Raw genomic sequence first — 18,791 nt, forward strand, 5'->3', positions numbered from 1 at the left:
GGGATGAACAAGAATGCGCATCGCCTGGTGTATTCCAGGCTTCGGGGTATGGTGGTCGCTGTCGGGGAAACGGCGACAGCCGACGGGAAATCGGCAACGGGGCAGACGCGCGCGCGGCGGCGTTCGTCCGCGTCGGGCGCGTGTGCGATTGCGGCGGGCGTCGCCGCGCTCGGTATGCTGCCCGCTCCGTCGGGTGCGCAGATCGTCCCGACGCCGGGCGCCGGCACGCAAGTGATCCAGACGCCGAACGGCCTGCCGCAGGTCAACGTGGCGCGTCCGTCGAACGCAGGCGTATCGGTCAATACCTACAACCAGTTCGACGTACAAAAGGCCGGCGCGATCCTCAACAACTCGGCCACGATGGTTCAGACGCAACAGGCGGGCTGGATCAACGGCAACCCGAATTTCGGAGCGGGACAGGCCGCGCGGATCATCGTCAATCAGGTCAACAGCCCGAATCCCTCTCAAATCCGCGGCACCGTCGAGATCGCAGGGGCGCGTGCCGAACTCGTGCTGGCCAACCCGTCCGGGATTTTTGTCGACGGCGGCGGCTTTCTCAATACCAGTCGCGCAACGCTGACAACCGGTGTGCCGTTCTACGGGGCAGACGGATCGCTTGCCGGCTACAACGTCAACCGCGGCCTCGTAACCGTCGCCGGCGCCGGCCTGAATGCGGCCAATATCGACCAGGTCGACCTGATTGCGCGCGCAGTGCAGGTGAACGCGGCAGTCTACGCAAAGAATCTGAACGTGATCGCCGGCGCGAGCCAGGTCAAGCACGACACGCTTGCCGCGACGCCAATCGCCGGTGACGGCCCCGCGTCGCCGGTCGCGATCGACGTCAGTCAGTTGGGTGGCATGTACAGCGACCGGATCTTCCTTGCATCCAACGAGAACGGCGTGGGGGTCGCCAATGCCGGCACGATTGCGGCGCAGGCGGGCGATTTGATGCTGCAGTCGAACGGCCGGCTCGTGCTGACGGGCAAGACGACCGCGAGCGGCAACCTGGCGATGTCGGCCGCAGGCGGCATCCAGAATAGCGGCACGACATACGCGCAGCAGTCGCTGTCGGCCAGGACCGGCGCCGACCTCACGAACGACGGAACGCTCGCGGCGCAGCAGAATACGACGGTGAATGCCGGTAACGTCGACTCGACCGGCACGCTCGGTGCGGGCGTGAACAACGACGGTTCCGTCGCGCATGGCGGTGACCTGAACCTGACGGCATCAGGGCAATTGAGTGCAACCGGCCGGAACGTAGCCGGCGGCAACGCGTCGCTGGCCGGCGCTCACGTGAATCTCGCAGGCAGCCAGACGGCGGCGAACGGCAATCTGTCGCTGACCGCGACGGACGGCGACGTGAACGTATCGAACGCGACGACGAGCGCGCAAGGCGCCATTCAGGCGAATGCGTCGGGGACCGTGATCAACGACCACGGCAGCCTGTCGAGCGGCAGCAGCATGACGCTGGGCGGCGGCGGCCTGTCGAACCAGGGCGGCAAGGTCTCTTCGCAAGGCCCGCTGTCGGTCAATGTGGCGGGCCAGATCGGCAACCAGTCCGGTGAACTGGTATCCGAAAGCACGGCGGATCTGCGCGGCGGCGCCATCGCGAACAACCAGGGCACCCTTCAAAGCGCGGCCGCGATGACGGTGGCCGGCGAGTCGCTGGACAACACGGCGGGCCGGATCACGTCCCTCAACGCCGATGGCCTGTCGGTGACGATCCGCGGTCAATTGAGCAACGCAGCGGGGACGACCGCGAATAACGTGCCGGGTGGCGTAATCGGCGGCAACGGCGATGTTTCGGTCCAGGGCGCAAACGTTGTCAATCGCGGGACGATCACGTCCAGGACGAATCTGCATGTCACGGGCCAGTCGGTCGATAACGGCAGCGGCGCGTTGCAGGCGGCCCGGGACGTCGTGGTCGATGCCGGCACGCAGTTGACGAACAACGGCGGTTCGATTGTCGGCAACACGGCAACGGTCGGCGCAACGGCGCTCGATAACAGCGCCGGCACCGTGCAGGCCGATCACGTGTCGTTGAACGCGACGGATCTCGTCAATCACGGCGGTACGATCACACAGACGGGCACCGGCCCGATGACGGTCAACGTGTCGCGCACGCTCGACAATTCCGGCGGCGGTACGCTGCAGACCAACAGTGCCGACCTGACGCTTGCGCCTGCCGCGCTCGTGAACGACGGCGGCACGATTACGCACGCCGGCACGGGCACGCTGACGCTCGGACGCGATTCGGGCTCGGTGTCGAACGTGGGCGGTTCGATCGCCAGCAACGGGCGCCTCGCCGCGCAGGCCGAAACGCTGAACAACACGTCGGGCTCGATCACCGCGCAGAACGGACTGACGGCAACCGTCGGCGGTACGCTGAACAATACGAGCGGCAAGCTGTTGTCGAACACGGATACAAGCGTGACCAGCGGCGTGCTGACCAACGACGGCGGCCAGATCGGCGCGAGTACGAACGCGACGATTCACACGGGCGCGATGACGAACCGGGACGGCTCGATCGTCGCACCGAATTTGTCGGTCACGGCCGACTCGACGCTCGACAACAGCGGCGGCAAGCTCGAGGCCAACCAGCTCGCACTGACGGCGTCTAAGCTTGTCAATCACGGCGGCACGATTACGCAATACGGATCGTCGGCGATGGGCATCAACGTCAGCGGCACGCTCGATAATTCGGCCTCGGGCGTGATCCAGACCAACAGCACGGACCTGACGCTCGAGCCGGCCGATTTGAACAACGCCGGCGGCACCATTACACACGCCGGCACGGGCACGCTGACGATCGCACCGGGTACCGGGACCACTGCGGGCGGCGGCGCGCTGAACAACGCATCGGGCACCGTCGTGACGAAGGGCCAGGCGATCGTCGACGCGGCAACCTGGAACAACGCGAGCGGTATCCTCGCGGCGCAACGCGGCATCAATGCGACCATCGCAGGCGATGTGAACAACGCGCAGGGTCTGCTGAGATCGGACGCGTCGCTGTCGTTGAAGAGCGGCGGCGCGCTGGCGAACCAAGGTGGCCACGTCCAGGCCGGTCAATCGACCGCCGCCGACACCAGTACGCTCGAGATTCAATCGTCATCGATCGACAACGCGGACGGCGCCATCGTCGACCTCGGTGCGGGCAAGATGACGGTGCAGGGCGGCAGCCTGATCGCCAATAGCCACGCCGGCGGCATAGCGGGTATGGGCGCGATTACCGGCAACGGCGATGTGACGGTCAGCGCAGCATCGATCAGCAACACGCAGGGAGGTCAACTCAGCGGCGCATCGCTAAATGTTCATGGCAACACCTTGGACAACAGCGGCGGCACGATCGGCAACGTCACGAATTCAAACGGTGACGTGAACGTCACGACGACCGGCGCGATCACGAATACGAACGGCCAGATCAGCTCGACGCACGACCTGTCGATCGCGGCGGCCACGCTGCAAGGCGGCGGCACATACAGCGCGACGCATGACGCCAACGTGAATCTGCAGGGCGACTACACAGCTGCATCCGACACGCAGTTCAACGTCGGTCACGATCTCGCCTTCACGCTGCCGGGCACTTTCACGAACAACGCGAACCTGCAGTCGGTTAACGACCTGAGCGTCAATGCGGGCAACATCGTCAACGCGGGCGCCCTGACGGCCGGCGGCTTGCTGCGTACGCAGTCGACCGATTTGACCAACACGGGGGCGCTGGTCGGCGCCAGCGTATCGCTCAACGCGACGAATACGATCTCGAACCTTGGACCGACCGCGTTGATCGGCGGATCGGACAGCAACGGTACGCTCGAAATCCTCGCGCATGACATCGAAAACCGCGACGACACGACCGCGACCGATTCGATGGCGACGACGGCCATCTTCGGCATGGGCAAGGTCGTGCTGGCAGGGGGCAAGGACGCAAGCGGCAACTACACGAACGCGGCGCTCGTCAACAACGTGTCGGCCTTGATCCAGTCGGGCGGCGATATGGAGCTGCACGCCGACAAGGTGACGAGCACGCGCCGCGCGATGAAGACGTCTACCAGTCAGATCGATCCGGCATCGCTCGCGCAGTTCGGCATTCCGATCAGCGGTCGCACGGGCCAGGTTGGCGTGAAGGATCCGTACAGCATCGGCGGCGTCTACACGGAGCCGCCTCACGGTGGTCAGTGGAACAGCACGTATCAGTTCACGACCTACTATGCGGACAGCGCGACGGCGACGACCGTAACGGACATCAGCCCGGCTGCCCAGATCGTGTCGGGCGGCAAGATCGATGCGTCGTCGGTTGGCACCCTGCAAAACTACTGGAGCAACATCGCGGCGGTCGGCGACATCAAGATGCCAGGGAACTACGACGCCGACGGCTGGGCGGCGTCCGGCCAGAAGCTGCCGGGCGTGTCGGTTTCCTACTCGGGCCAGTATCACTACAACAACTACGACAACTCGGAACACGACTGGCAATTGCCGTTCGGCAACGCGCCGTTCGTGACGGGGCGCCCGGGTGGTTACACCCAGGCGGCGCCGGCGTCGATCAAGGATTACAAGCTGCCGAAATACGACTCGACGTTGAGTTCGAACGGCACGATTTCGGGCACGGGTGTCAGCGTCAACAACACGGCGGGCAATGCATCCATTCCGTCGCTTGGCTTGCTGCCGGGGCAGTCGGTACCGGGCCTTACCCCGACCAACCTGAGCGGTAACGCGAGCGGTGCGAAATCGGGGGCATCGGCTGTGCACGGCGGTCCGTTGGCGCCGGTCGATCCGATCATCGCCAGCGCGACGGCACTGAACGTCCTGAACAACCTCACCATTCCGCAGGGCGGCTTGTTCAAGCCGACGACAGCGCCGAATGCGAGCTACGTGATCGAAACGAATCTGGCGTTCACGAACCAGAAGAATTTCATTTCGAGCGACTACTTCTTCGGTCAGCTCGGCGTCGACCTCACGCATATCCCGAAGCGTCTCGGCGACGGTTTTTACGAGCAGCAGCTCGTGCGCAACGAGATTACGTCGCTGACTGGCAAGGCCGTGCTGGGGCCGTACACGGACCTGCAGACGATGTATCAGTCGCTGATGGCAGCCGGTGCGGATCTGTCGAAGTCGCTCGATCTGCCGATCGGCGCGAGCCTGTCGGCCGAGCAGGTGTCGAGGCTGACCAGCAACGTGATCCTGATGGAAACGCGGGTGGTCGACGGGCAATCGGTGCTCGTGCCGGTCGTGTATCTCGCGAAGGCCAGCCAGCAGAATATCGACGGGCCGTTGATTTCGGCGACGAACATCGACTTCCAGAACGCGCAGTCATTCACGAACAGCGGCACGATCAAGGCGGACAACACGCTGGCGATCCAGGGCAAGCAGATCGACAACGCGTTCGGCGCGCTGCAAAGCGGCGGGCTGATGTCGCTGAAGACCGAGAACAACATCGACCTGACGTCTGCGAACGTGAAGGCCGGCAGTTTGCAGCTCGACGCCGGCAAGGACCTGATTCTCGATACGGCGACGAAGACGAACACGCGCGTGAGCCGCGACGGTGCGACGAGCGTGGTGACGACGCTCGGGCCGACCGCGAAGCTGGATGTCGCGGGTGATGCGTCGATCGTCACTGGCGGCAACTTCCAGCAGAACGCGGGCAACCTGTCGGTTGGCGGCAATCTCGGGATGAACGTCGGCGGCAACTGGGATCTCGGCGCGGTGCAGACGGGCGAGCACAAGATCGTGCAGCGGGCGAACGGCGTGTCGAATACCGACATCAACAAGGTCACCGGCAGCTCGGTAGCGGTTGGTGGGCAATCGTTGATTGCCGTCGGCGGAGACCTGACGGCCAAGGGCGCGCAGATCGACCTCGGCCAGGGCGGCACGATTGCGGCCAAAGGTAACGTCACGCTCGGCGCGGCGAGCGCGACGTCGACGGTAAACAGCAATAGCTCCGGCAGCGACAGTCACGGCAGCTACGCGGAAACGCTGCATACGTCGGATCAGGCGCTGACCGGTACGACGCTCAAGGGCGGCGATACGGTCAACATTGTGTCGGGCAAGGACATTACGCTCTCCGGCAGTGCGATCGGCCTCGACAAAGGCAATGCGAACCTGCTGGCGGCCGGCGATGTGAATATCGGCGCAGCAACCGAGACACACGAGCTGAACTCGCACGAAACGCATAGCCATAGCAACGTGGTGAGCGGTGCGAAGATCGCGAGCGGGATCGACCAGACCATGACGTTGAATCAGGGTAGTCTGGTTTCAGCGGACGGGGTGAACATCGTCAGCGGGAAGGATGTCAATGTTCAGGGCAGCACCATCGTTGGATCGAACGACGTGACGCTCACCGCGGCACGCAACGTAACGGTTGCGACATCGCAAGACACCTTGCAGTCGTCGAGCTACTACAACAAGAAGGAATCCGGGCTGATGTCGGGCGGCGGACTGTCGGTGTCCATCGGAAGCAGTTCGCTGAAGACGACCAGTCAGGCGACCGAAGTGTCGAACAACGGCAGCACGATCGGTTCGCTGAAGGGTAACCTCAACATCACGGCTGGAAACGACCTGCACGTGACGGGCAGCGACCTGATCGCAGCGAAGAATCTCAGCGGGACGGGCGCGAACGTGACGATTGACGCGGCGCAAGACAAGAACCATCGCGGTGAAACGCAGGAAGTCTCGAAGAGCGGCCTGACGCTGGCACTGAAGGCGCCGGTGATCGACGCGGTGTCGAATGCCGTTGGTCAATCGCGTGCGTCCAGCAATAGCCAGGATGGTCGGGCAGCGGCGCTGCACGGGATGGCCGCGGCGAGTGCGGCATGGGATGCGAACGTTGCTGCGGGCGATGTGGTTCGAGCGCTGGGGGCGGGCGAAACGCCTCAGTTCAAGGTCGAAGTCAGCGTCGGCAGCAGTCACAGCAACAGCGCATTCACCGAGAACAGCGTGACGAATCGCGGCTCGAACGTGAATGCAGGCGGGACGGTGGCGTTTGCGGCGACCGGCAACGGGCAGCCCGGAAGCGGCAATGTGACGATCGCCGGCTCGAACGTGAACGCAAACGATGTGATACTGGCCGCGAAAAATCAGGTCAATATCGTCAATACGACGGACACCGATTCGACGCGCAGCACGAACGAGTCGAAGAGCGCGAGCGTGGGTGTGTCGGTCGGCACGGGCGGGTTCGGTATTTCCGCGGCGATGTCGAAGGCCAACGGCGATGGCAACAGCGATCTGGCCACGCAGAACAACAGCCATGTGAACGCAGCAAACGGCGTGACGATCATCTCGGGCGGCGATACGAACATCATCGGCTCGAACGTGAAGGGCAATCAGGTGAACGCCGATGTGGGCGGGAATCTGAACATCGTCAGCGTGCAGGATACGCTGACGAGCGCGGCGCATCAGTCGAGTTCAGGCGGCGGCTTCAGCATCAGTCAGGGCGGCGCCAGTGCGAGCTTCAGTCAGAGCAAGGGCAACGCGTCGGGCAGCTATGCGGGCGTCAATGGACAGGCCGGGATTCACGCGGGCGATGGCGGCTTCAATATCAACGTCACCGGCAATACCGACCTGAAGGACGGGCTGATCGCGAGCGACGCGGATGCGTCGAAGAATTCGCTGACGACAGGTCGCTGTCCTTCTCGGATGTCCAGAATCAGTCGCACTACGATGCGAGCTCGAGCGGCTTCAGCGCGGGCGCGACGACCGGCGACGGCGGGATGAACTACAGCACACATGGCAGCACGTCGGGCAAGAATGCCGGTGGCGCCGCGCCGATGCTCGGCCAGAACGACAGTGGCAGCGACAGCGCGACGACGAAGAGCGGCGTGAGCGCGGGAACGGTTACGATCACCGATTCAGCGAACCAGAAGCAGGATGTGGCGCGCTTGAACCGCGATACGACGAACACGAACGGTACGGTTGCCAAACTGCCGGACATGCAGAATCTGCTGAGCAATCAGGCGGACATGATGGCGGCGTCCAGTGCGGCGGGTGAAGCGGTATCGCGCCGGATCGGAGACTATGCCGACAAGATGAAAGAGCAAGCGCAGCGAGACGGTGATCAGGCCGGTGTCGACGCGTGGAAGGAAGGCGGGAAGAATCGCGCGCTGATGCAAGGTGCGGGCGCGGCGCTGGTGACGGGGTTGGCCGGCGGTAACGTGGTGGGTGGCGCCGCCGGCGCGGCGATTGCATCGATCGCGTCGGGCAAGCTGAACGAACTGAGCGGTGCGATCGCAGGTAGCGATCCGACCGGTAACGCGAACATGAATCAGGCGCTGGGCAACATCGTGGCGAACGCGCTCGCGACCGTGGCGGGTGGAGCAGTGGGTGGGGAGTCGGGGGCGTTCTCGGGGTACAACGCCGATCGGTTCAACCGGCAGTTACACGAGGACAGCAAGGCGAAGGAACAGACGCTAGCGAAGCAACTGGCGGAAAAAAGCAAAGGTCGATATACACAGGAGCAGATTGAGGATCAAATGCGGATTATGGGCGGGTCAATTGGCGGAGATCGTGAATTTGGGGCGCCCGCAACACTGGTTGGAACGATGCCGACCGATTCAGGGGCAAGATGGCAATACGCCGGTACGACGGCTGACGGTAAGCAGATATTGACGCAAATTGCTGTGGAGCCGAATTCGGAGTTGCAGCGCTACATTGTTGCGAACTCTGCCTGGGCGCAGAGTGACGTGCCGAACATCATGTACGACCAGACTGGCAAGAGCGGTTCTAGCTTCACGCTGACCGGACCATTCACGAAGTTTGATCAGTCGGATGCGAATTACCTAAAGAATACTACGGCAGACGCAGCTTCGGCGGTTTCGTCAAATGCAGGCCGACTCGGCGCTACTGCAGCAACCGGAGCCGCCCTCCCGACACCTCTTGCGCCGGCCTTTGAAACCATAGCGTTTGGGTCGACAGTTGCCGGGTGGACTGCAGATTTCGTTGCGCAGATGGCCCGTCCCGATCCGGGGGCCTACGTGGCGGGCAGCTTTGTGGATGTGACACTTGGAGGAATAGCCAACAAGTACCTGCTGGCTGGTACTTTCTTTACTGAGCTGGGGAATTGGATCAAAAACACCGATACGTTTAAAAACGCAAGCAACAAGCTTAACGAGGCGATTCGAAATCGAAAATGAAGATCATACATAACGAAAATTTTTCCCCCTGGTTTCGCATTGTCTTATGGGGGGGAGGCGTAGCAATTGCTGCCGGGTCTTATTTTTTTATGTCAGGATTAGTCATGTTTTTAGGTGTTGTTTTTGGAATGGTTGTCATAGCTGTTGGAACATACGCGGAGCGGGCAAACATTCTGCATTTGAAGCCTTTCGATAACAGCTACAGAAAAGCTCGTAAGAGCTACGAAGTAGAGGACGACGATCTCGATAAGTCGCGATGACAAAGTTCGTGAATTTTCCTGGACACACAGAACAATAGCCGCGTGAATGCGGCAAATGGTGTGACGATCATCTCGGGCGGCGATACGAACATCATCGGCTCGAACGTGAAGGGTAATCAGGTGAATGCCGATGTGGGCGGAAATCTGAATATCGTCAGCGTGCAAGACACGCTGTCGAGCGCGGCCCATCAGTCGAGTTCGGGCGGCGGCTTCAGCATCAGCCAGGGCGGTGCCAGCGCGAGCTTCAGCCAGAGCAAGGGCAATGCCACGGGCAGTTATGCGGGCGTCAACGAGCAGGCCGGGATTCACGCGGGCGATGGCGGCTTCAATATCAACGTCACGGGCAATACCGATCTGAAGGGCGGCCTGATCGCGAGCGACGCGGATGCGTCGAAGAATTCGCTGATGACGGGTTCGCTGTCGTTCTCCGACATCCAGAACCAGTCGCACTACGATGCGAGCTCGAGCGGCTTCAGCGCGGGAGCGACGACCGGCGACGGCGGGATGAACTACAGCACGCACGGCAGCACGTCGGGCAAGAATGCCGGTGGTGCCGCGCCGATGCTCGGCCAGAACGACAGTGGCAGCGACAGCGCGACGACGAAGAGCGGTGTCAGCGCGGGGACGGTCACGATCACGGATTCGGCGAACCAGAAGCAGGACGTCGCTAGCTTGAACCGCGATACGACGAACACGAACGGAACGGTCGCCAAACTTCCGGATATGCAGAACTTGCTGGCCAAACAGTCGGACATGATGGCGGCGGCCAGCGCGGCTGGTGAAGCGGTGTCGCGCCGGATCGGGGACTATGCCGACGAGATGAAACGGCAAGCCGAGAAGAATGGCGACCAGGCAGGCGTCGACGCGTGGAAGGAAGGCGGAGCGAACCGCGCGCTGATGCAAGGTGCCGGCGCGGCGCTGGTGACGGGACTGGCGGGCGGTAATGCGGTAGGTGGCGCAGCCGGTGCGGCAATTGCGTCTATCGCATCAGGCAAGCTGAACGAACTGAGCAGCGCGATCGCAGGCAGCGATCCGACCGGCAACGCCAATATGAATCAGGCACTGGGTAATATCGTGGCGAACGCGCTTGCGACGGGGGCTGGTGCGGCTGTGGGTGGGGAATCGGGGGCGTTCTCGGGGTACAACGTTGATCGGTTTAATCGGCAGTTGCATCCGGATGAGCGGCAGTGGGCAAAGGATAAGGCGAAGGACTTCGCGAAGTTCTACGAAGAAAAAACCGGTAAATCACTCACCGCGGATCAGGCGCAGAATATGTTGCTGGCAAACGGCTATCGTTTGGTGGATGCAGCGGCAAGCAAGGGGCCGGGAGGGGACGCAACCGCGGTGGCCTATATCAGTCAGAATGGTGGCGGGCTGTTCCATGCGACGTCGGCAGAGTACAACAGTCCGTTCTTGTCTGGGAACAAGGATGGTTCGCTGACGCCGGAGCAGAGAGCGTTGCCTGGCGCGGTGGCTAATCCAAAGGCCGGCCTCGTCATTGCCGGCGGGTTGGTAACTGCCGGACTGGCACCAGAGATTGCTGCCGGGTTAGCCGCGATCCCTGGCGCGCCAATTTTTGGTTCGACCGGAGCTTTGGGGTCCAGCGCGTGGGCGTCGCCTATTGGGATTGGCATCCTAACTGGCAGTGTAAACGCGACATCGCAATACATCCAGAATGGCACAGTGAATCCCGTCGATGTTGGGTATGCGGCATTGGCCGGTGGATCTGGCACTTACACCAAATTCTTTGGGAATGTCGTAATAAACGCAGTGACAGGTGCTCTTGATACCGTCACTAATAATGCAATCTCTGGCAAACACGATAGCATTGCAACCGGTGCAGCGGTGAACGCGGGAGCGGCGGCTATCGGTTATGGTACGGGACTCGCCATGCAAAATCTAATTTCCGCGTTGTCGAAGTCCGGGATAAGTAGTTTTGGGTGGTCCGGGACTGGTGTTTGGGCGGGATCATCAGGACAAAATCTGTTCAATCCGAACAATGTTCCTGCAATTGGTGCCGGTATAGGGGGGGCTGCCGGCGCTGAGGCAGGAACGAAAGCGATAAACGATGCCAAATCTCGGATTGGGAAATGAAGAAATGCTTAGATTGATTGCCTTATATTTAGCTTCTTTCTTGCTGTCGTTTCTGTGCTTTGCCTCCATCAAGGTATTTGTAATGATTTTTGTGGCCTATTTTTACGGTGGTGGTTTCTTGTGGGCGGGCAACGATACGAGATTCGTTTTAGTGAATGGCATACTGTTGGGGCTTGTTTTTTGCGTTTTCGCAACGGTGGATTTTGTGCGAAAAAAATGATTCATGATGCCATTGTGAAATTCGATTCAATCGGCATTTGCACGGTTTTGTTGTGTATATCAATCGGGACGGACCGGAAGAAGATTGCACGCAAATCAATTGTAGTGATGCATTGATAGCAGGCACGTCTCAGCCGTAGTACACGATCGCATATCTAGAAAAAGACATGAGAACTATTCGCCGGGGGAATTCTGCTGCGGCAGCACTGCTGTTTATCGCGACCAGTGTGTCGGCGCAAGAAGCTCCGCGCCTGACCGTTCCGGGCAACTACCAGCAATCCCGACAACAAGAAGAGGCACGCGAGCGCGAACGGACCGTCACCGCGCCCGGGGTGCGTTCGAGCGTGATGGCGAGCGCAGGGTATCCAGCGCTGCCGTCCGAAACGCCGTGCTTTCAGATTGAGCGTTTCGCACTCGACGTGCCCGATGTGCTGCCCGCCTCCGTCAAATCGCAAGGCGCGTCGGCGTTGCCGATGGATCGATTCGCCTTCGCGCGCGAATGGCTCGCGCACTATGCCGGCCAGTGTATCGGCAAACAAGGGCTCGACGTGCTGGTCAAGGGCCTGTCGCAAGCGATCCTGGCGCGCGGGTACGTCACGACGCGCGTGCTGCTTCCCGAACAGGATCTGTCGACCGGCACCCTCAAGTTTTCGCTGATCCCCGGCGTAATCCGTCACGTGCGCTTCGCCGACGAAAAGCTCCGCGGCGCCTGGAAAACAGCCTTCCCGACCGGCGACGGCGAACTGCTGAACCTGCGCGATCTCGAACAGGGCCTCGAGCAGATGAAACGCGTGTCGAGCCAGGACGTGTCGATGCAGATCGTGCCGGCCGACGTGCCCGGCGAGAGCGACGTCGTGCTCGACGTGAAGCGCGGCAAGCCATGGACGGTGGTCGCGTCGATCGACAACTCCGGCACGCGCGCGACCGGCAGGCTGCAGGGCAACCTGTCGCTCGGCATCGACAACCCGCTCGGGCTGAACGACCTCTTCAACATCGGCGTGAGCCAGGATCTCGAGTTCGGCGACAAGCGCCTGGGCTCGCATGGCTGGAACGGCTTCTATTCGATCCCGTGGGGCTACTGGACCGCGACGCTTTCAGCGTACACGAACACCTACTACCAGCAGATCGCCGGCGTGAACCAGACGTTCGTCGCCAGCGGCAACTCGAAAACGGTGGATTTCAAGCTGAACCGCGTGCTGTCGCGCAGCCAGAACGACGTGTTCGGTGCGCAGTTCAGGCTGTCGCGTCGTTTCGGACAAAGCTTCATCGAAGACACGGAAATCCCGCAGCAGCGCCGCAACAACACGTTCGTCGAGCTCGGCCTGACCGATCGACACTATTTCGGCAATGCACAGTTCGACGGCGCGCTTGCGTATCGGCAGGGCATCGGTGCGTTCGGCGCGCAGGACGATATTCCCGCGGCGAATGGAGACCAGACCTATCGCTACAAGATGGCCGTGCTCGACGCGAACCTGTCGGTGCCGTTCTCGATCGCGCAGCAGCCGTTCCGATACGTCACCACGTTTCACGGCCAATACACCGGCAACACGCTGTACTACATCGACGACCTGACGATCGGCAGCCGCTACACGGTACGCGGCTTCGACGGCGAGACGATGCTCGCGGCGGCGCGCGGCTTCTACTGGCGCAACGAACTGCAGGCGCCGATCGGCCAAACCGGGCAGGCCGTCTATGCCGGCATCGACTACGGCCGCGTGTGGGGCCCGCAACCGGTTACTTTGGTCGGCACGCAACTCGCAGGCGCAGTGATTGGCGTCAAGGGCAGCGTCGCGACGCGCTTCGGTGCCTACGCCTACGATTTCTTTGCCGGCACGCCGATCTACAAGCCGTCCGGGTTCCCGACGGCGCGTGTCACGGTTGGTTTTCAGGTCACGGCGCAGTTCTGACGACGAGCAATTCGACGGCGGTTGCGCATGACAACTGGCTCGCTGCTGCATTGGCACATCGATGACTTTTACGCCCCACGATATGCCTCGCCCACGAAGTCACGGACAGGTCCCGACCGGCTTGGACAAGCGTCGTTGACGACCTGAATCCACGTTTCCGCGCACCGACCGTCTTTCCCGCGACAGGAGTCTCGCTCTTGCCTCGCGCCTTCATGCGCCGCACGTTCGATGCCCGCCCGCCCGAAACCCTCCCATCTCCATTCCCAAACCCCGCTCACCACACACTCCCCAGGCTCGCCCCTTGCTCGCCCCTCCCACGACGGTCACACCCACCGTCCCGCTTTCGACAAGGAGGGTCCGACATGAAAGCAGTCGTATTTCACGGCATCGGCGACATCCGCATCGATACCGTTCCCGATCCGGAGGTCGCCGAGGCGACCGACGCGGTGGTGCGCCTCACGGCCAGCGCGATCTGCGGCACCGACCTGCACATGGTGCGCGGCACGCTCGGCGGCATGAAGCCGGGCACGATTCTCGGCCACGAAGGCGTCGGCCTCGTCGAGGCCGTCGGGCGCGACGTGCGCAACCTGCGGCGCGGCGATCGCGTGCTGATCCCGTCGACGATCGCGTGCGGTCATTGCGTCTATTGCCGCGCCGGCTATACCGCGCAGTGCGACGTCGCCAACCCCGGCGGCCCGCGCGCCGGCACCGCCTTTTTCGGCGGTCCGGCCGATACGGGGCCGTTCGACGGCCTGCAGGCCGAATACGCGCGCACGCCGCTTGCGAATGCAAGCCTGATCCGGCTGCCCGACGAGGTCGACGACGACCGCGCGATCCTGATGTCCGACATCTTCCCGACCGGCTATTTCGGCGCGCAGCTCGCGGAAGTCAAGCCCGGCGACACGGTGGCCGTGTTCGGCGCGGGCCCGGTCGGCCAGTTCGCGATCGCGAGCGCGAAGCTGATGGGGGCAGGGCGCGTGATTGCGGTCGACCGGATCGCGTCGCGTCTCGAGATGGCCTGCGCGCAGGGCGCGGAGAGCGTCGATTTCTCCGAGGACGACCCGGTCGACACCGTGCTGCGCCTGACCGGCGGCATCGGCGTCGATCGCGTGATCGACGCGGTGGGCGTCGATGCAATGCGCGCGACGCACGGTCCGGCTGCGGCCGATCGCGATGCCGCGCGCGCGTTCGATGCGGAAGTCGACGCGATCGCGCCGCGCCGCAAGCCGGACGGCCGCTACTGGGTGCCGGGCGACGGCCCGTCGCAGGTGCTGCAGTGGGCCGTGCGCGCGGTCGCCAAGGCCGGCACGGTGGCGGTGATCGGCGTCTATCCGCCCCAGGCGCGCGTGTTCCCGATCGGCGAAGCGATGAACCGCAACCTGACGATCAAAATGGGCAACTGCAATCACCGCACGATCATTCCGCCGCTCATCGAACTGGTGCGCAGCGGCGCGTTCGATCCGCTGTCGGTGCTGACGCGGCGCGAGCCGCTGACGAACGCGATCGATGCGTATCGCGCGTTCGACGTGCGCGAGCCGGGCTGGATGAAAGTGAAACTGGAACCCTGACGAAACGAACCGAAACGAGGCTCAACACAATGAACGAACCCTACGACAACTGCATGGCGGCGTGCGATGCATGCGCGCACGCGTGCGATACCTGCGCGGCCGCTTGCCTGGCCGATTCCGACGCGCGTGCGCTTGCGACCTGCATCGCGCTCTGCATCGACTGCGCGCAGCTGTGCCGCTTCGCGTCGGCCGCGATGGCGCGCCGCAGCGCACTGGCGCCGCACGTGTGCGGGCTGTGCGCGCATGCGTGCGAGCTGTGCGGCGCGGAATGCCGGCGCCATGCGCACGACCGTTGCCGCCGCAGCGCGCTCGCCTGCGACGCGTGCGCGGCCATGTGCCGCGCGATGGCGTAGCGCTCAGGCGTCGTCCTGCGCGTGGCGGCGCTCGGCGCGTTGCAGCAGTGCGTCGAGCACCGGCATCTCGATCGGCTTGGCGACATGGTCGTCGAAGCCGGCGCGTTCGCTGTGCGCGCGGTCCGATTCCCGCGCGTGGCCGGACAGCGCGACGCACATCGTGTCGGCCAGCACGTCGATCGCACGCAGCGCGCGCAGCAGCGCGAAGCCGTCGATGTCGGGCATCGTCAGGTCGACCAGCATCAGATGAGGCACGTAGTCGCGCGCCAGCGCCAGTGCGTCGTTCGCGCTGTACGCAACGCGCGGCGCATGGCCCTTCAACTGCAGCAGCACGGCGAGCGTGTCGGCCGAATCGTGGTTGTCGTCCACGACGACGATCCGCAGCGGCGCGGCGGCCGGCGGCGTGCCGGCCTTCGCGCGCGGCGCGGGGGCAGCGGCCGGCGCGGCGCGCTCGACCGGCAGTCGCACCGTGAACGTCGCGCCCTGTCCCGGCCCGCCGCTTTCGGCCGAGATCATGCCGCCGTGCAGTTCGACGAACGACCGGCAGATCGCGAGGCCGAGCCCGAAGCCGTCGGACGGGTGGCGGCCGGGCACGCTTTCCTGTTCGAACAGGTCGAAGATCGATTCGAGCGCGCCGGGCGCAATGCCCACGCCGCGGTCGGCGACGCGGATCGCGACGAATGTGCCCTCGACGCGTGCACCGATGTCGATCCGTCCGCCGCGCGGCGAGAACTTCGACGCGTTGTCGAGCAGGTTGTGCAGCACCTGGACGAGTCGCGCATCGTCGCCGCGCAGCGTCACCGGTTCCGGCGGCAGGTCGATGCTGATCTGCTGCTCGCGGGCGGCCAGTTTCGGCTGGACGCTCTCGACGCCGCGACAGACGAGGTCGCGCACGGTAAGCGGCCGATCCTCGAGTTCGACCTTGCCGGCCGTGATGCGCCCGACGTCGAGCAGGTCGTCGACGAGACGCGTGAGCTGTGCGACCTGCCGGTCCACCGCGTCGCGGCATTGCACGAGCGTCGGCGCGGGATCGGGCAGGCTTTGCAGCACGCCGACGGAGTTGCGCAGCGGCGCGAGATGATTGCGCAGCTCGTGCGCGAGCATCGCGATGAACACGCTGAGTCGGTGCGTCGACGCTTCGAGCTCCTCGAGCCGCCGGCGGTCGGTCATGTCGCGCGTGATCTTGATGAACCCGCACAGCTGGTTCGCGGCATCGCGCACGGCGGTGATCGTGACGCTCGCCCAGAACAGCGAGCCGTCCTTGCGCACGCGAAAGCCTTCGTCGTCGAAATGGCCGTGCGCGGCGGCCTGGGCGAGCCCGTACGCCGGGCGGCCTGCCGCGACCGCGTCGGGCGGGTAGAAGCGCGAGAAATTGCGGCCGACGATCTCGTCGGCCCGATAGCCCTTGATGCGCTCCGCGCCCGCGTTCCACGTCGCGACGTAGCCTTGCGGATCGAGCATGAATACCGCGTAGTCGGTGATCGAACCGACCACAGTCTGGAAACGGAACTCGGCGAAACGGTGCTGCAGGTCGCGCGCGTCGGCCTGCAGCGGCAACAGCGGGGGCTTCTGAGGGTCGGTGGCGTCTTTCGTCATGGGATGCGACACACAGGTGAACGCAGAGTCGCGCTCGGCCGGGCCCCGGCGGAGCGGGCGCGGCGATAGAAAAACCGGATCGGCACCCCGGAAGCATAAAGGATGTCGATTCCGCTGAGCAATGGGTGCGCATTGTCCGTGCCGCCGCCACGGGCTGCCGCTGGCACGCCGATTGCGGTGCAACAGCGTGACGCCGTCCGCCGGCCCGGCCGCCCGGCCGCGCGCGACGGGCGATGCAACCCGATGCGAGGAGCCCGACATGAGCACATTGAACCCCGACAACGAGCCGGCCGGCCCGGACGACGAGAACGCGAGCCGCGGCCGCGACGGCCGCGCGCTCGGCCCGAGCGACTCGTCGGACAGCGGCAGCGACACGGCCGGCGCGCGGCGCCATGTATTCGACGTCGATACGCCGCTCGACGAGCACGCGCTCGAACGCGGCGACGCCGCGCTCGACACCGATACCGATCGCGCCGGCACCGGCGAGCGCGCATCCGCCGACGGCGACGCGACGCTCGAGGACGCCGCCGACATCGAGCCCGACCGCACCGAACGGCTGCGCGAGGCGCCCGACACTGGCGAAAGCGATGAAACCGACCCGGGCGGCGGTGCATGAACACCCGCAGGCGCCGCACGCAAAAACTGCAATGACGTTGCAGATCGGCACGGCCCCCGCGCGACGCGCGCGTCGACGCGTGCCGGCCGACCGGCATGCGGATTGCGCGGGCGTCGCGGGGCGCAGTCCGCGCAGCGGCATGGGGCTGTGCGCGGCGCACACGTGACCAAGGAGAGACACGATGCAACGACGATATCCCGGACGGCCGGCAGAACGGCGCGGCCCGCCCGACTGGCAGGAACGCAACGAACGCGCGTACCGGGGCGCCGGCGAGCGCGGGATGCCGGACGACGATTCGCTGCTGCCGGAAGAGCGCGGCGACGACACCGCGTACCGCTTCGCGCGCGAGGATGTCGGCCCGGAAGACTGGGGCAGCGAATGGAGCGAACGCTCGGCGCGCCCGGAAGCCGAGCGCGGGCGTCGCAGCGCGCGCGCCGAGTGGCGCGGCGGGCCGGGCGGGCCCGGCGGCCCCCGGCAGACGGCGTACGAGGCCGAGCGCGGCTACGGCCAGCCCGGCCGCCGCGACGACGAAGGCCGGCAGGGCGAGGACCACCCCGGCTTCCGCGGCCACTTCCGGCTCGGCCGGTATGGCGGCGAACCAGTCTACGACGATCCACGCGGCGGCCGCGCGCCCGACCTGTCGCGCTTCGGCAGCGACGCCGAACGCGAAGCGCTGCGCCGTCGCCGCGGGCCGAAGGGCTATACGCGCTCCGACGAACGGATTCGCGAGGACGTGTGCGAGCGCCTCGCGCATGCACTCGAGATCGACGTCAGCGACGTGAGCGTGCAGGTGCAGGAAGGCTGCGTCACACTCGACGGCACCGTGCCGGCGCGCTGGATGAAGCACGGCATCGAGGACCTCGCCGACGACTGCCTCGGCGTGCGCGACGTCGACAATCGCGTGCGCGTGCGCCGCGAAGACGAGCGCGACACCGGCATGGTGCTGCATCCCGCGCAGCGAACCGTCACGCCGACCCAGCCGGCCGCGAGCGACCCGGAGCCGGGCACGCCGAGCGGCAGCGAATCGCGTCATTGACCGCGCGAGGCGCCGGATGA

At 64.3% G+C, this 18,791-nt stretch carries 10 protein-coding genes and 1 pseudogene; 10 read left to right on the plus strand and 1 reads right to left on the minus strand.

The window, feature by feature from the left end; all coding sequences use genetic code 11:
• Window positions 1-3: 3 nt before the first annotated feature.
• The 8 genes and pseudogenes from WS57_RS15415 (at window position 4) to WS57_RS15435 (ending at window position 15,523) form a co-directional block, all read left to right on the plus strand.
• A complete protein-coding gene (locus tag WS57_RS15415) occupies window positions 4-7,707 on the plus strand; it encodes a hemagglutinin repeat-containing protein (RefSeq protein WP_420481039.1) in 7,704 nt (2,567 codons plus the stop codon).
• Window positions 7,704-9,122, plus strand: a complete 1,419-nt coding sequence (locus WS57_RS38380; protein WP_420481040.1) for a hemolysin — start codon at window positions 7,704-7,706, stop codon at window positions 9,120-9,122. Before WS57_RS15415 ends, WS57_RS38380 begins: the two co-directional genes overlap by 4 nt.
• On the plus strand, window positions 9,119-9,382 hold the full coding sequence (locus WS57_RS37090) for a hypothetical protein (RefSeq protein WP_155774310.1): 264 nt from the start codon (window positions 9,119-9,121) through the stop codon (window positions 9,380-9,382). The genes WS57_RS38380 and WS57_RS37090 overlap by 4 nt, the downstream gene beginning before the upstream one ends.
• A 27-nt stretch (window positions 9,383-9,409) precedes the next feature.
• Window positions 9,410-11,476: pseudogene (locus WS57_RS15420) on the plus strand (hemagglutinin repeat-containing protein); the annotation flags it as partial.
• Entirely contained in the window at window positions 11,451-11,696 is a 246-nt protein-coding gene (locus WS57_RS37095; protein ID WP_155774311.1) for a hypothetical protein, read from the plus strand. The pseudogene WS57_RS15420 and the gene WS57_RS37095, both read left to right, overlap by 26 nt.
• Window positions 11,697-11,862: 166 nt before the next feature.
• Window positions 11,863-13,602 (plus strand): ShlB/FhaC/HecB family hemolysin secretion/activation protein, encoded by a 1,740-nt coding sequence (locus WS57_RS15425; protein ID WP_069244507.1) that lies wholly within the window; start codon window positions 11,863-11,865, stop codon window positions 13,600-13,602.
• Between the two features lie 362 nt (window positions 13,603-13,964).
• On the plus strand, window positions 13,965-15,170 hold the full coding sequence (locus tag WS57_RS15430) for a zinc-dependent alcohol dehydrogenase (protein WP_038455743.1): 1,206 nt from the start codon (window positions 13,965-13,967) through the stop codon (window positions 15,168-15,170).
• Between the two features lie 29 nt (window positions 15,171-15,199).
• Window positions 15,200-15,523, plus strand: coding sequence for a hypothetical protein (locus WS57_RS15435; RefSeq protein ID WP_059602201.1), 324 nt, complete (start codon window positions 15,200-15,202; stop codon window positions 15,521-15,523).
• A 3-nt stretch (window positions 15,524-15,526) separates the two neighbouring features.
• On the opposite strand, the gene WS57_RS15440 is transcribed toward WS57_RS15435, so the two are convergent.
• The gene (locus WS57_RS15440) at window positions 15,527-17,119 is read right to left on the minus strand and encodes an ATP-binding protein (RefSeq protein WP_069244508.1); all 1,593 of its coding nucleotides are present in this window, start codon (window positions 17,117-17,119) and stop codon (window positions 15,527-15,529) included.
• A 259-nt stretch (window positions 17,120-17,378) separates the two neighbouring features.
• Between WS57_RS15440 and WS57_RS15445 the strand changes: the two genes are divergently transcribed.
• Both WS57_RS15445 and WS57_RS15450 read left to right on the plus strand, forming a co-directional pair.
• Window positions 17,379-17,735: a hypothetical protein gene (locus WS57_RS15445; protein WP_038456012.1), complete on the plus strand. Its 357-nt coding sequence runs from the start codon at window positions 17,379-17,381 to the stop codon at window positions 17,733-17,735.
• Window positions 17,736-17,916: 181 nt separating this feature from the next.
• Window positions 17,917-18,771, plus strand: a complete 855-nt coding sequence (locus WS57_RS15450; RefSeq protein WP_059517788.1) for a BON domain-containing protein — start codon at window positions 17,917-17,919, stop codon at window positions 18,769-18,771.
• Window positions 18,772-18,791: the final 20 nt, after the last annotated feature.

The sequence above is a fragment of the Burkholderia pseudomultivorans genome (assembly GCF_001718415.1).
Classification (GTDB): domain Bacteria; phylum Pseudomonadota; class Gammaproteobacteria; order Burkholderiales; family Burkholderiaceae; genus Burkholderia; species Burkholderia pseudomultivorans_A.